Below are 12,408 nucleotides of genomic sequence, written 5' to 3' on the forward strand. Positions count from 1 at the left end.
CACACACGGCGTCGGCTGGGTTCCGCCTCTCTGGTCGGTTTGGCGCGAACGTGACATCGGTGCCGCTAGATGGCCCGGACGTGCTTTTCGCGCCGAACCGGAGCCGGAGCGGGCAGGAGTTCTCCGCGCCGACCCGCGTTGCTCACATGCCCTCCGCGGGCTCCCACAGCTCGATCCGGTTCCCCTCCGGATCCACGCACCACCCGAACCGCCCGAACTCCGAGTCCTCGGTGTCCGGCAGCACCTCCACCCCGCGCGCCTTCAGCTTCGCCATCAGCGTCGGCAGGTCGTCGACCCGCAGGTTCAGCATCGTGCGCTGGTGCGGTTCGCCGATGTACTCGGTGTCGTGGGCGAACAACGCCATCGTCGTCGTGCCCGGATGCGCATCCGTCGCGGTGTCGAGCCAGTGGAAGGTGACGGTGCCCTTTTCGCTCATCGGCACCCCGAGGTTGTCGCGGTACCAGGCGGCCAGGCGCACGGGATCTCTGGAACGCAGGAAAACCCCGCCGATGCCAGTCACCCGCGCCACCCGACGGACCCTACTACTGCGTGCCACGATGGGGGAATGGACGCCGTCACGTCTGCACCCGAACCGGTCAACGAGCCCGTGCGCACTTACGCTCCCGGCAGCGCCGAACGCACCAGTCTGCAGGCACGCATCGCCGAGCTCGAGGACACCACGCACGAGCTGACGATGACCATCGGCGGTCAGCAGCGCATGGGTGGTGGTGACCGCGTTGACGTCGTTCAGCCGCATGACCACCGGCACGTGCTCGGCGTGACGGCGCAGGCGACCAACTCCGACGTCGCGGATGCCATGCGGGCCGCTCAGCACGCCGCGCCCGAGTGGCAGGAGCTGCCGTTCGACGAACGCGCTGCGGTCCTCCTGCGCGCGGCGGACCTGCTCGCCGGGCCGTGGCGGGACACCCTCAACGCCGCCACGATTCTCGGGCAGTCGAAGTCCGTGCAGCAGGCCGAGATCGACTCGGCGTGCGAGCTGATCGACTTCCTGCGGTTCAACGTCCACTTCGGCCGCCGCGTCCTCGAGGAGCAGCCGGTCAGCAGCCCCGGCGTGTGGAATCGCATGGACCACCGGCCGCTCGACGGGTTCGTCGTGGCGATCACGCCGTTCAACTTCACCGCCATCGCGGGGAATCTGTCGCTGGCGCCCGCGTTGATGGGGAACACCGTGGTGTGGAAGCCGTCGCCGACGCAGCAGCTCGCCGCGCACTACACGATGCGGCTGCTCGAAGAGGCCGGTCTGCCGCCGGGCGTGATCAACCTCGTCACCGGTGACGGCCACGCGGTCAGCCAGGTGGCGTTGCGGGACAGGTTCTTCGCCGGTCTGCACTTCACCGGGTCGACGCGGACGTTCAAGGCGTTGTGGCAGACCATGGCGAGCAACCTCGACAACTACCGCGCCTACCCGCGCGTCGTCGGCGAGACCGGGGGCAAGGACTTCGTGCTGGCGCACCCGTCCGCCGACCCGCAGGCGCTCGTCACCGGGCTCGTGCGCGGTGCTTTCGAGTACCAGGGCCAGAAGTGCTCGGCCGCCTCACGTGCCTACGTCGCACGGTCGTTGTGGGACGGCGGGGTGCGGGAACGTCTGCTCGACATCACGAAGTCCCTGTCCTACGGCGACGTCACGGACCTGTCGGCGTTCGGCGGCGCGGTGATCGACCACCGCGCGTTCGCCAAGCACAAGGAGGCGCTGCTGATGGCCTCGGCGTCCACTTCGGTCGAGGTGCTCGCCGGCGGCTCGTGCGACGACTCGGTCGGCTACTTCGTCGACCCGACGGTGCTGCTCGGCACCGATCCGCACCACGACATCTTCACGACGGAGTACTTCGGGCCGATCCTCGCCGTGCACGTCTACGAGGACGCCGACTTCCCGACGATCATGGAGACCATCGACACCTCCACCCCGTACGCGCTGACCGGTGCCGTCTTCGCTCGCGACCGCGCTGCCGTCGAGCAGGCGCACAAAGCCCTGCGGTTCGCGGCGGGCAACTTCTACGTCAACGACAAGCCGACGGGCGCCGTCGTCGGGCAGCAGCCGTTCGGCGGGTCGCGCGGGTCGGGCACCAACGACAAGGCGGGCTCGATCTACAACCTGCAGCGCTGGACGAGCCCGCGCGCCATCAAGGAAACCCTGGTGCCGCCGACGGACCACAAGTACCCGCACATGGGTTAGCGGCGTGGTCGCCAGCCGGTGGCCTCGGTGAGTTTCGTGCTCACGACCCGTTGTGAACGGGAGAACACCTCGAACGACGCGGCGAACCTGCCCAGCACCGCCGGCAACCGCGTGATCCCGAGGTCCCGCTTCCGCACCGGCGTCCCGACGTTGTAGATCCCCGGTGGCGCGTCCAGGACCGCGACAGCTGCGGCCGCCGCGTCACCGGGGTGCACGACGTTCATCCACCCGTCGCCGACGAGCACGGGCGGCGACTGCGCCTCGCCGCCGAGCAGCAGGCCCATCCGCAGGAACACCCCGCCGGGGTGCGCGAGCACGTTGTGCTGCGCCTGCACCGAACTGGCCACGTGCCCGACCGGCGCGAGCGGCGCGTCCTCGTCGAGCTCGCGGTCACCGCCGTCCGCGTAGACGAACGAGATGCCCTCCTGCACGATCCGCCCGACGCCGGCCTGCCGTGCCGCCTCGACGACCGCCGCGCTGCCGAGAGTGCGGATGCGGTTGTTCTCCGCCCAGGCACTGGCCAGGACGGCCTTGGCGCTCAACGGGATGCGCGTGGCGAGGTTGATGACGGCGTCGCAGCCGGTCATCGCGGCAGCGAGCTGCCCGGCGTCGAACAGCGAGGTGGTGCGCCGGTCCAGCACCCCGACCTCGTGTCCGGCCGCCCGCAGCAGCGGTACTGCTTCCCGTCCGAGCACACCCGTCGCACCGATCACGAAGACCTTCATGACCAGTGGACGAGACAGCGCGTCAGGACGTGACGGGCAACCTCTCCAGCGCCTTGGCCGCGAGCCCCTGACTGACCTGCCCGACGGCGTTGGGGTCGTGACTGCGCTGGACCACGCGCAGCCTGATCAGCTGCCCGTCCCGCACCTCGACGACGGCGTCGCACGTCACCTCGCCGGACGCGTTGGTGCACAGGCGCGTCATCGGGTGGTCGTTGACGACCGCGCCGTAGCCGCCGGAGGACAGGAGTTTCTCCGACACGTCCGCGAACTTCCCGCTCTGCAACGTCAGCTGCACCGCCACCGAGTCGAACGGGTAGTCGCACGCCCGCTCGGACTTCGCCGGTGTGCCGGAGAGCGCACCCGCGTCGCCCGAGGCGAGCAGGGTGCACGGGTCGACGCTCTCGAACTTCGGCGCGGCGGGTTGTTCGGTCGTGCAGGCGGTCAGGGCGAAGAGCAGCAGCAGGGTGACTCGGAGCACCAGAAAGACCTCTCAGTCCGCGTGTTCGTCCAGCCCGGCACGGGACGCCAGCAGGCGCCGCAACGACGCCAGCCGGCCGGGCGCGTCCGGCACCAGCTCGTCCAGCATGCAGCCGGGGTCCTCGGGCGCGCCGAGGTGGCCGCAGCCGGGCGGGCACTCCTCCGCGGCCTCGGCGAAGTCCGGGAACGCCTTCACGATGTCGTCCGGCGTGATGTGCGCGAGGCCGAACGAACGGATGCCCGGCGTGTCCACCACCCAGCCGCCGTCGGGCAGCCGCAGCGCCACGGCCTGGGTCGAGGTGTGGCGGCCCTTGCCCACACCGGACACCACGCCGACCGCGCGGTTCGCGTCCGGAACCAGCCTGTTGACCAACGTGGACTTGCCGACACCGGAGTGTCCGATCAGGCACGACACCGTGTCCTTGAGCCGCTCGCGCAGCACGGCCGGCTCCTCGTCGAACCGCGTCACGATCACCGGCACGTCGAGCTCGGTGTAGAGCGCCAGCAGCTCGTCGGCGGACGCGAGGTCCGACTTCGTCAGGCACAGCACCGGTTCCAGGCCGCCGGCGTACGCGGCGACCAGGCACCGGTCGATGAACCCCGTGCGCGGCGGCGGGTCGGCCAGCGCGACGACCATGATCAGCTGGGAGGCGTTGGCGACGACGACCCGTTCGAACGGGTCGGTGTCGTCCGCGGTCCGGCGCAGCACCGAGGTCCGTTCTTCGACGCGCACGATGCGGGCCAGCGTGTCCGGCTGGCCCGACGTGTCACCGACGATGCCGACCTGGTCGCCCACCACCACGGGCGTGCGGCCCAGTTCGCGCGCACGCATCGCCGTGACGACGACGCCGGACTCCAACGCGCACGTCCAGCGTCCCCGGTCCACGCCGATCACCATCGCGCTCTCGGCGTCGGCGTGTTCGGGCCGCCTCTTGCTGCGCGGCCTCGTCCCCTTGCCGGGGCGCACGCGCACGTCGGACTCGTCGAGCTTGCGCCAGTCCCGCTTGCTCACCTCTACGCGCCCCCGCCGAGCATGGCGTTCCACATCCCCGGGAAGTCGGGGATCGTCTTGGTCGTGCTGCCGATGTCGTCGACCTCGACGCCCGGCACGACCAGGCCGATGATCGCGCCCGCGGTCGCCATCCGGTGGTCGGCGTAGGCCTTCCACACGCCGCCGTGCAGCGGAGCGGGGTCGATGATCAGGCCGTCCTCGGTCTCGGACGCGGTGCCGCCCAACGCGTTGATCTCGTTCACGAGCGCCGCGATCCGGTCCGTCTCGTGGCCGCGGATGTGCGCGACACCGCGGATGACCGTCCGTCCCTCGGCCAGCGCGGCCAACGCGGCGACGGTCGGCGTCAGCTCGCTCTCGTCGTGCAGGTCGATGTCCACACCGGACAGTCGCGACGGCCCGCGCACGGTCAGGCCGCGCTCGGACACCTCGACGGCGCAACCCATGCGCTCCAGGATGCCGCGCACCGCGTCACCGGGCTGGGTGGTCGTGGCCGGCCAATGAGGAATCGTCACCTCGCCACCGGTCACCGCGGCCGCCGCCAGGAACACCGTCGCGTTCGACAGGTCCGGCTCCACGTGCCACGTGCGGGCGGCGATGGTGCCCGGCTCGACGTGCCACGCGGTGGTCCCGTCGGTCTCGACCTGCACGCCGACCGAGCGCAGCGTCTGCACCGTCATGTCGATGTGCGGCAACGAAGGCACCGGCTTGCCCGCGTGGCGCACCGTCACGCCCTTGTCGTAGCGCGCGGCGGACAGCAGCAGCCCGGACACGAACTGCGAGGAGCCCGAAGCGTCAATCGTCACCTCGCCGCCGGGCACCGAACCCGTGCCGCGCAACGTGAACGGCAGCGCGTCGCCCTCGACGTCCGCGCCCAGCGACCGCAACGCACCCAGCACGGTGCTCATCGGCCGCGTGCGGGCGTGCGGGTCGCCGTCGAACCGGATCTCGCCCTCCGCGAGCGCCGCGGCGGGCGGCAGGAACCGCATGACCGTGCCCGCGAGGCCGCAGTCGACGTCGGCCGGGCCGTGCAACGGTCCGGGCGTGACGTCCCAGCCGCCGTCCTCGCGATCGGCGAACCCGACGCCGAGGGAGGACAGGGCGACAGCCATCAGCACCGTGTCGCGGCTGCGCAACGGTGCGTGCACCGTCGACGGCCCGTCGGCCAGTGCCGCGAGCACCAGGACGCGGTTCGTGATCGACTTCGAGCCGGGCACCGGCACCGTCGAGTGGACTGGGCCGGACGCGCTGGGGGCTGACCAGTGCTGAGTCATGCCGCAATGATCCCGCACGCCAACTGGGGTGGCTCGCACAGGTGTTCCCGACGTGCGACGATGACGACTTCGGAGGTGATCGGTTTTGTGCGGTAGGTACGCCTCCACCAAGGACCCGGCGCTGCTGGCGGCCGAGTTCGACGCGGTGGACGGGACCGGCGGCGAAGCTCCGGGCGCGGACTACAACGTCGCTCCCACCAAGCACGTCATGGCCGTGGTCGAGCGCAAACCTCCCCAAGAGGAGTCTGACGCCGCCGAGGGCGAGGTGGAGCGCAGCATTCGCGTCATGCGCTGGGGCCTGGTCCCGCACTGGGCCAAGGACCTCTCCGGCGCGGCCAAGATGATCAACGCCCGCGCCGAGAGCGTGCTGGAGAAGCCCGCGTACAAGCAGTCCGCGATGAAGCGCCGCTGCATCATCCCCGCCGCCGGTTGGTACGAATGGCAGCCGGGCGAGGGGCGCAAACAGCCGTACTTCATGACGCTGGGCGACGACACTTCACTGGCCATGGCCGGCATCTGGTCGGTGTGGTGGAAGGACGACGTGCCCACCGTCACGTGCGCGGTGCTCACTACGGGCGCCATCGGCGCGCTGACCCGGGTGCACCACCGCATGCCGTTGCTGCTGCCCCAGGACCGCTGGTCGGCGTGGCTCGACCCCACCTCCCTGGACCCGAGCGAGCTCCTGGCTCCGGATCCCTCGATCGTCGAGGCGCTCGAACTGCGCCCCGTGTCGACGGCGGTGAACAGCGTGAAGAACAACAACGCCTCCCTGATGGAACGCGTCTCGCTCGAGGACGAGAAGCCCGCACCCAGTTTGTTCGAGACGTCGTGACGACGTTGTTGGTGGACACGCCGCACGGGCCCGCGAGGGCCTCGCTGCACTGTGCCCACGAACCGCGTGCGGCGCTGCTGCTGGGCCACGGCGCCGGTGGTGGTGTCGAGGCACCGGACCTGGTCGCCGCCTGCCACGCCGCGAACGCCGTCGGCGTGCACGTGGCCCTGGTCGAGCAGCCGTATCGCGTGGCGGGCCGTCGTGCTCCCGCGCCGGCCAAGCAGCTCGACACGGCCTGGCTGTCCGTGGTCGACGACCTGGGCGAACGCTGGTTCGACGGCCTGCCCCTGGTGTTCGGGGGCCGGTCGTCGGGTGCCCGCGTGGCCTGCCGCACGTCCGTCGAGGGGCAGGCCGTGGCGGTGCTGTGCCTCGCGTTCCCGGTGCACCCGCCGGGCAAGCCGGAGAAGTCCCGCCTGGCCGAGCTCGACGGCGTCGAGGTGGCCACGCTCGTGGTGCAGGGCGAGAACGACCCGTTCGGCCAGCCTCCGCGCGGTCACCACCGCGAAGTCGTCCTGCTGAAGGGCGACCATTCGCTGAAGGCGTCGGTTGCGGACGTGGGCCGGTTCGTGGGCGAGTGGCTGGACCGCGTGCTCAGACCGTTGGACTAACGCGCCATCCGCACCCACGTGTGCCTGCGTCCCCGCACGGCGACCGAGTAGGCGTAGAGCAGCTCGGGGTCGCCCATGCCCGGCAGGAAGCAGTCGCCGATGTGGTGCGCGTCCACGCCGATCTCCTTGGCGAGCAGGGCCAGCTGCGGCACGACGTCGGTGTGCGCGCCCTCCTGCGAGGTGCCGATCGCGCCCATGACCACGGCGCCCTTCTCGTGCACGGCCCGCACCGCCTCGGTGGCGGCTTCGCGGGTGACGCCGGGCAGCGTGCCGGGGATCGGGAGGATCACGCCGTCCGCGCCGGCGTCGACGAGGTTCGCGAGCTTGGCCGCGGTGATGGGCTCGGGGTGGCCCGCGTGGTGCATCTTGCCGACCCACAACGCGGCTTCCGTGCGGATCTGTTCGGTGGCGCGGGCCATGCCGTCGAGCGAGCCGTCCGTGCTCGGGTTGGCGGTCAGCACGATCAGCGCCGCGCCCGCGTCGGCGAGCCGCTGGGCGTTGTCCTGAGTGGCTTTGCGCAGCTCGGGAACGGTGCCGGGCTCCAGGTTGACGCCGATCGGCCTGCCGATCCGCTCCGCCAACTCGGTCAGGCTGCCGAGCTCTCCCAGGCCGGGGAAGCGGAACGTGGTGCCGTCCCAGACCCGGTCGATCATGTTCAGCACGATCACGTCGGCGCCGAACGCGGCCATCAGCTCGGCGTTGTGCACGCCCGTCCGCCCGTCGAACGACAGCGCGGCGCGGTCGGCGAACACCTCGGCGACCATCGTCCGGCCCTCCGACGCCGCCACGGCACGGGAGAGGTCCGGCCCGCGGAGTGCGGCGAGCCCGGTGCGGTCGAGGTCGAGGATGCGCACGTCTGCCTCCGAATTGGTCTAAACCATGTGGTGGCACTCTACGTCTTCGACTGTGATCGCGCTCATGACGAACCTCGATGAGCACGGCCGTCCGGAACCTCCGCTGGACGCCGACGAGCTCGGGACCCTGACGGGTTTCCTGGACTGGCAACGAGCCACGCTCGCCTGGAAGACCGCGGGCCTCACCGCCGAGCAGCTGAACGTGACCACCGCGAAGTCGTCGATGACCCTCGGCGGCCTCCTCAAGCACATCGCGTACGTGGAGCAGCAGTGGTTCCACGTCGTCCTGCTCGGCAGCGAGCCGCTGGAGCCGTGGGCGAGCGTGGACTGGAAGGCCGACCACGACTGGGACTGGCACTCGGCCGCCCAGGACACGCCGGAGCAGCTCAACGCCCTCTGGCAGGACGAGGTGGACCGGGCGCGCAAGGCCGTCGCGGAAGCCCTCGAAACCGGCGACCTGGGCCAGCTCTCGAAGCGTCCGGGGTGGAGGGACGGACCCCACGTGAGCCTGCGCTGGATTCTGGTCCACATGGTCGAGGAGTACGCCCGCCACAACGGCCACGCCGACTTGCTCCGCGAGGCGATCGACGGCCAAACGGGCGAATAGCGCCAATCGAGACGGAAATCATCCTGTAGGACTACATTCGTTGTTCGAGCAACCGAATGCGGATCGGCGGCGTCACCTGTGGGCGTAGGGGAAATCGCAGATCGTCACGAATTCGGGGATTAACGAATGAGCAACTACCGCACGATCACGACCGCAGCAGCACTGGCCGGAGCCGCGGTCCTGGGCGTCGTGGCGACCTCGGCGGCACAGGCCGGTCAGGCCGAGGGACAGGGGCCGTGGTGCACCGGCAGCGATCTGGCGATCGGTGTCTACGACATGCGGTCGCCGTCGCCTTCGACCACCAAGGCGCACGTGATCCGGTTCGTCGCCGCGGAGGGCGCTTCCTGCACGATCGGGGGCACGGTGAGCAACGTGCGCTTCCTCGACCAGCAGGGCAACGACATGAACGCCTCCCAGAACGGAGGCCAGCCTCCGTACACCGAGATGGTGGTCGGCGGGGGCCGCCATGCCGTCACCTATGTGGCATCGAGCCTTCAGGGGCCTCAGCTCAGCCCCGCGTTCGTCCGTTTCAACCTGCCCGGCCAGGGCAGGACGGGTGATCTGGTCACCATCGCGTGGCCGACGTCCGGTATCGGCGCGAACGTCCGGATGGGCGGCATCCAGGCGCCGGTCAGCTAGGCGCTGATTCGCGCGACCACCGCATTGGTGAGTCGCACCAGATCGGCAGGCGTGATCTCGACTTCGAGACCACGCCTGCCGGCGCTGCAGAAAATCGTCTCGAAATTCGAAACCGATTCGTCGAGCACGACCGGCAGTCGTTTCTTCTGTCCGAGCGGCGAAATTCCGCCGGCGACGTAACCCGTCGCGCGTTCGGCATCGGCGACGACGGCCATCTTGGCCTTCTTGCCCTTCAACGCCGCCGCGAGACCCTTCAGGTCGAGCTGCGCGGTCACCGGCACGACGCCGACCGCGAGCTTGCCGTCCACCTCGCACACGAGCGTCTTGAACACGCGCTCCGGCACCAGCCCGAGCGCCTCGGCCGCCTCCAGCCCGTACGACTCGTGGCGGGGGTCGTGCTCGTACGAGTGCAAGGTGTGCGCCACCCGCTGCTTGTCCAGCAGCGCTGTGGCGGGAGTCCCACGTCCGGCCATGCGGAATTACTACCAGCACCTCCGTTGTTACCCAGGACGTGGTGACGAACATGCTCGAGCGGCCCCGCGTAGAGTCAGTACCGACCCAGAACCTGTGGGAAGGGAGCGCGGTGCCCGCCACCGGCACGACGGAGACGACGGCGGAGCGAGCCGCGCGTTTCGAGCGCGATGCGATGCCGATGCTCGACCAGCTGTACTCGGCCGCCCTGCGCATGACGCGCAACCCGGCTGATGCCGAGGACCTGGTGCAGGAGACGTACCTCAAGGCCTACTCGGCGTTCGCGTCCTTCTCGGAGGGCACGAACCTCAAGGCCTGGCTGTACCGGATCCTGACGAACACCTACATCAACGGCTACCGCAAGAAGCAGCGCCAGCCGATCCAGCAGCCGACCGAAGAGATCACTGACTGGCAGCTGGCGCAGGCGGAGAGCCACACCTCGTCCGGGCTGCGCAGCGCCGAGGTCGAGGCACTCGACAACCTGCCCGACAGCGACGTCAAGGAAGCATTGCAGCGGTTGCCGGAGGAGTTCCGGATCGCGGTCTACCTCGCCGATGTCGAAGGCTTCGCGTACAAGGAGATCGCAGACATCATGGGCACCCCGATCGGCACGGTGATGTCCCGGTTGCACCGGGGCCGTCGCCAGCTCCGCGACATGCTGGCGGACGTCGCCCGCGATCGCGGTTTCCTCCGAGGCAACAACGGAGAAGCGTCATGAACTGCGGCGAACCCCACGACACCGACTGCTCAGAGGTCCTGTCCGAGGTCTGGCTCTTCCTGGACCAGGAGTGCGACCAGACGCGGCGCGCGGCACTGCAGACGCACCTCGACGAGTGCCATCCGTGCCTGGAGCAGTTCGGGCTGGAGGAGCACCTGAAGGCGTTGCTCGCGCGCAAGTGCGGCGGGGATCACGCCCCTGCCGACCTGAAGGCGCGCATCCGCGCCACGATCGTGGAGATCCGCACCGAGGGCTGATAGACCCCCGGAGAGACAAAAAGGCCTGGTCACCGTCATGGTGTCCAGGCCTTTTCGCAGCACTCAGGCGTTGGGGCGCTTGCCTCGGTTGGCGCCGCCCTTTTTGCGGTCGCGGCGCTTGCGAGCACGCTTCGACATGGGTGTCTCCTAGGATCAGAACTGCTTCACCCACCATTTTCGCATGGAGGAGTTCTGAGCACGCTCACAGACCTGCTGGCCGAGCACACCAAGCTCTCCGGCGCCGCCGTCGACCACCTCCAGCTGGTCGTCGCCGAGTGGCAGCTCCTCTCCGACCTGTCGTTCGCGGACTTCCTCATGTACGTCCCGCTGGACGAGCAGACGTTCCTCTGCGTGGCCCAGGCGCGTCCGACGACGGCGCCGACCGCGCACCCCGAGGACGTCGTCGGCAGCGAGGTCGACACCGAGGAGCACCCGCAGCTGCGCCGGGCCATCGACGAACAGCGGATCTGCCGCGAGGAGGACCCGCGCTGGCACCTGGGCGTGCCCGTGCGCCGCGAGACCATCCCGGTGCGGCTGGGCACGCAGGTCATCGCGGTGCTGAGCCGCAGCACGAACCTGGCTGTGCCGCGCGTGCCGTCGCCGTTGGAGATCTCGTACCTCGGCAGTGCGGCCGACCTGTGCCAGATGATCGCGGACGGCACGTTCCCCGCGCCCGAACCGTCGCCGGACGTGCACACCAGCCCGCGCGTCGGTGACGGCCTGATCAGGCTCGACCCGTCCGGCGCGGTGGTCTTCGCCTCACCGAACGCGTTGTCGGCGTATCACCGCATGGGGCACGCTTCGGATCTCGTGGGCGTGCACCTGGCGCCGTTGACCCGCAGCCTCATCGGTGACCCGTTCGACGCCACCGAGGTCGCCCAGCGCATCCGGCAGGCACTGGACGGTCAGCCGTCCATGCGCATGGAAGCCGAGTCACGACGTGGTGCCGCGGTGCTGTTCCGATCCTTGCCCCTTCGGCCGCGCGGGCAGGCGGCCGGTGCGATCGTGCTGTGCCGCGACGTCACCGAGGTGCGCCGGCGCGACCGTGCGTTGATGTCCAAGGACGCCACGATCCGCGAGATCCACCACCGGGTGAAGAACAACCTGCAGACCGTCGCTGCCCTGCTGAGGTTGCAAAGTCGCAGGTTGACGAACCCGGAGGCGAAGGAGGCGCTCGCCGAGTCCGTCCGTCGTGTGACTTCCATCGCACTGGTTCACGAGACGTTGTCGATGTCCGTCGACGAGCGGGTGGACCTCGACGACGTGGTCGACAAGGTGATCCCGATGATGAGCGACGTCGCCGTCACCGAGACCCAGGTGAAGGTGCGTCGCGAGGGTGGTTTCGGGATCGTGCCCGCGGAGATCGCCACCCCGCTGGTGATGGTGCTGACCGAGCTCGTGCAGAACGCCTTCGAGCACGCCTACGCCCCTGGCCAGCGCGGAGAGGTCGTCGTGCACTCCGAGCGGTCCGCCAAGTGGCTCGACGTGTCGATCACCGACGACGGCAAGGGGCTTCCGCCCGGTTTCTCCCTGGAGCGCACGGATCGTCTCGGTCTGCAGATCGTTCGGACCCTCGTCGATTCCGAATTGAGAGGCTCGTTGAGCTTGCGGCGCAGGCCCCGAGGCGGTACAGAGGCGGTCCTGCGCGTACCGCTGAGGGGGCGGCGCTAAACTAACGCCGTGCACACGTGGCGACCAGCCTCAGCGGTCTCACGTGGTCATGCGGGAGGGTGTGCAAACAGA

16 protein-coding genes are annotated in these 12,408 nt (G+C 69.7%); 8 read left to right on the forward strand and 8 right to left on the reverse strand.

All coding sequences use genetic code 11. The annotated features are described in order from the left end of the window. Positions 1-142: 142 nt before the first annotated feature. Positions 143-529, reverse strand: coding sequence for a VOC family protein (locus tag AOM45_RS29145; RefSeq protein ID WP_030471274.1), 387 nt, complete (start codon positions 527-529; stop codon positions 143-145). A 36-nt stretch (positions 530-565) separates the two neighbouring features. Here AOM45_RS29145 and pruA point away from each other — a divergent pair, with 36 nt between their 5' ends. Then, positions 566-2,194: an L-glutamate gamma-semialdehyde dehydrogenase gene (gene pruA, locus AOM45_RS29150; RefSeq protein WP_030471275.1), complete on the forward strand. Its 1,629-nt coding sequence runs from the start codon at positions 566-568 to the stop codon at positions 2,192-2,194. On the opposite strand, the gene AOM45_RS29155 is transcribed toward pruA, so the two are convergent. The 4 genes from AOM45_RS29155 to aroA are packed head-to-tail and all read right to left on the reverse strand — an operon-like array spanning position 2,191 to position 5,679. After that, positions 2,191-2,919: an NAD-dependent epimerase/dehydratase family protein gene (locus tag AOM45_RS29155; protein WP_030471276.1), complete on the reverse strand. Its 729-nt coding sequence runs from the start codon at positions 2,917-2,919 to the stop codon at positions 2,191-2,193. The two genes, pruA and AOM45_RS29155, sit on opposite strands and share 4 nt — an antisense overlap. A 22-nt stretch (positions 2,920-2,941) precedes the next feature. Continuing rightward, a complete protein-coding gene (locus AOM45_RS29160; RefSeq protein WP_030471277.1) occupies positions 2,942-3,397 on the reverse strand; it encodes a hypothetical protein in 456 nt (151 codons plus the stop codon). Positions 3,398-3,409: 12 nt separating this feature from the next. Continuing rightward, positions 3,410-4,408 carry a ribosome small subunit-dependent GTPase A gene (gene rsgA / locus AOM45_RS29165; protein WP_030471278.1) on the reverse strand — a complete coding sequence of 333 codons (999 nt, stop codon included), beginning with the start codon at positions 4,406-4,408 and terminating at the stop codon, positions 3,410-3,412. Between the two features lie 2 nt (positions 4,409-4,410). Beyond that, the gene (gene aroA / locus AOM45_RS29170; protein ID WP_030471279.1) at positions 4,411-5,679 is read right to left on the reverse strand and encodes a 3-phosphoshikimate 1-carboxyvinyltransferase; all 1,269 of its coding nucleotides are present in this window, start codon (positions 5,677-5,679) and stop codon (positions 4,411-4,413) included. 85 nt (positions 5,680-5,764) lie between these two features. Between aroA and AOM45_RS29175 the strand changes: the two genes are divergently transcribed. Next, the gene (locus AOM45_RS29175) at positions 5,765-6,511 is read left to right on the forward strand and encodes an SOS response-associated peptidase (protein ID WP_030471280.1); all 747 of its coding nucleotides are present in this window, start codon (positions 5,765-5,767) and stop codon (positions 6,509-6,511) included. Next, positions 6,508-7,119 (forward strand): alpha/beta hydrolase family protein, encoded by a 612-nt coding sequence (locus AOM45_RS29180; RefSeq protein WP_030471281.1) that lies wholly within the window; start codon positions 6,508-6,510, stop codon positions 7,117-7,119. Before AOM45_RS29175 ends, AOM45_RS29180 begins: the two co-directional genes overlap by 4 nt. Here AOM45_RS29180 and AOM45_RS29185 read toward each other — a convergent pair. Then, on the reverse strand, positions 7,116-7,973 hold the full coding sequence (locus tag AOM45_RS29185) for a DUF7916 family protein (RefSeq protein ID WP_030471282.1): 858 nt from the start codon (positions 7,971-7,973) through the stop codon (positions 7,116-7,118). The two genes, AOM45_RS29180 and AOM45_RS29185, sit on opposite strands and share 4 nt — an antisense overlap. A gap of 64 nt (positions 7,974-8,037) precedes the next feature. On the opposite strand from AOM45_RS29185, the gene AOM45_RS29190 reads away from it, so the two are divergent. Together AOM45_RS29190 and AOM45_RS29195 are read left to right on the forward strand one after the other, a co-directional pair. Then, positions 8,038-8,580 (forward strand): DinB family protein, encoded by a 543-nt coding sequence (locus AOM45_RS29190; protein ID WP_030471283.1) that lies wholly within the window; start codon positions 8,038-8,040, stop codon positions 8,578-8,580. Between the two features lie 126 nt (positions 8,581-8,706). Continuing rightward, positions 8,707-9,219 (forward strand): hypothetical protein, encoded by a 513-nt coding sequence (locus tag AOM45_RS29195; protein WP_030471284.1) that lies wholly within the window; start codon positions 8,707-8,709, stop codon positions 9,217-9,219. Here the strand turns inward: AOM45_RS29195 and ybaK are convergent. Next, positions 9,216-9,692: a Cys-tRNA(Pro) deacylase gene (gene ybaK / locus AOM45_RS29200; protein ID WP_030471285.1), complete on the reverse strand. Its 477-nt coding sequence runs from the start codon at positions 9,690-9,692 to the stop codon at positions 9,216-9,218. The genes AOM45_RS29195 and ybaK overlap by 4 nt on opposite strands. A gap of 50 nt (positions 9,693-9,742) precedes the next feature. Here ybaK and AOM45_RS29205 point away from each other — a divergent pair, with 50 nt between their 5' ends. Together AOM45_RS29205 and rsrA are read left to right on the forward strand one after the other, a co-directional pair. Then, the gene (locus AOM45_RS29205) at positions 9,743-10,408 is read left to right on the forward strand and encodes a sigma-70 family RNA polymerase sigma factor (RefSeq protein ID WP_236703869.1); all 666 of its coding nucleotides are present in this window, start codon (positions 9,743-9,745) and stop codon (positions 10,406-10,408) included. Next, a complete protein-coding gene (rsrA, locus tag AOM45_RS29210; RefSeq protein WP_030471287.1) occupies positions 10,405-10,665 on the forward strand; it encodes a mycothiol system anti-sigma-R factor in 261 nt (86 codons plus the stop codon). The genes AOM45_RS29205 and rsrA overlap by 4 nt, the downstream gene beginning before the upstream one ends. 63 nt (positions 10,666-10,728) lie before the next feature. Here rsrA and AOM45_RS54040 read toward each other — a convergent pair whose 3' ends face one another. Beyond that, on the reverse strand, positions 10,729-10,803 hold the full coding sequence (locus AOM45_RS54040; protein WP_369809028.1) for a 50S ribosomal protein bL37: 75 nt from the start codon (positions 10,801-10,803) through the stop codon (positions 10,729-10,731). Positions 10,804-10,857: 54 nt separating this feature from the next. On the opposite strand from AOM45_RS54040, the gene AOM45_RS29215 reads away from it, so the two are divergent. Next, positions 10,858-12,336 (forward strand): sensor histidine kinase, encoded by a 1,479-nt coding sequence (locus AOM45_RS29215; protein ID WP_030471288.1) that lies wholly within the window; start codon positions 10,858-10,860, stop codon positions 12,334-12,336. Positions 12,337-12,408 lie beyond the last annotated feature (72 nt).

This window comes from Lentzea aerocolonigenes (assembly GCF_000974445.1).
Taxonomy (GTDB): domain Bacteria; phylum Actinomycetota; class Actinomycetes; order Mycobacteriales; family Pseudonocardiaceae; genus Lentzea; species Lentzea aerocolonigenes.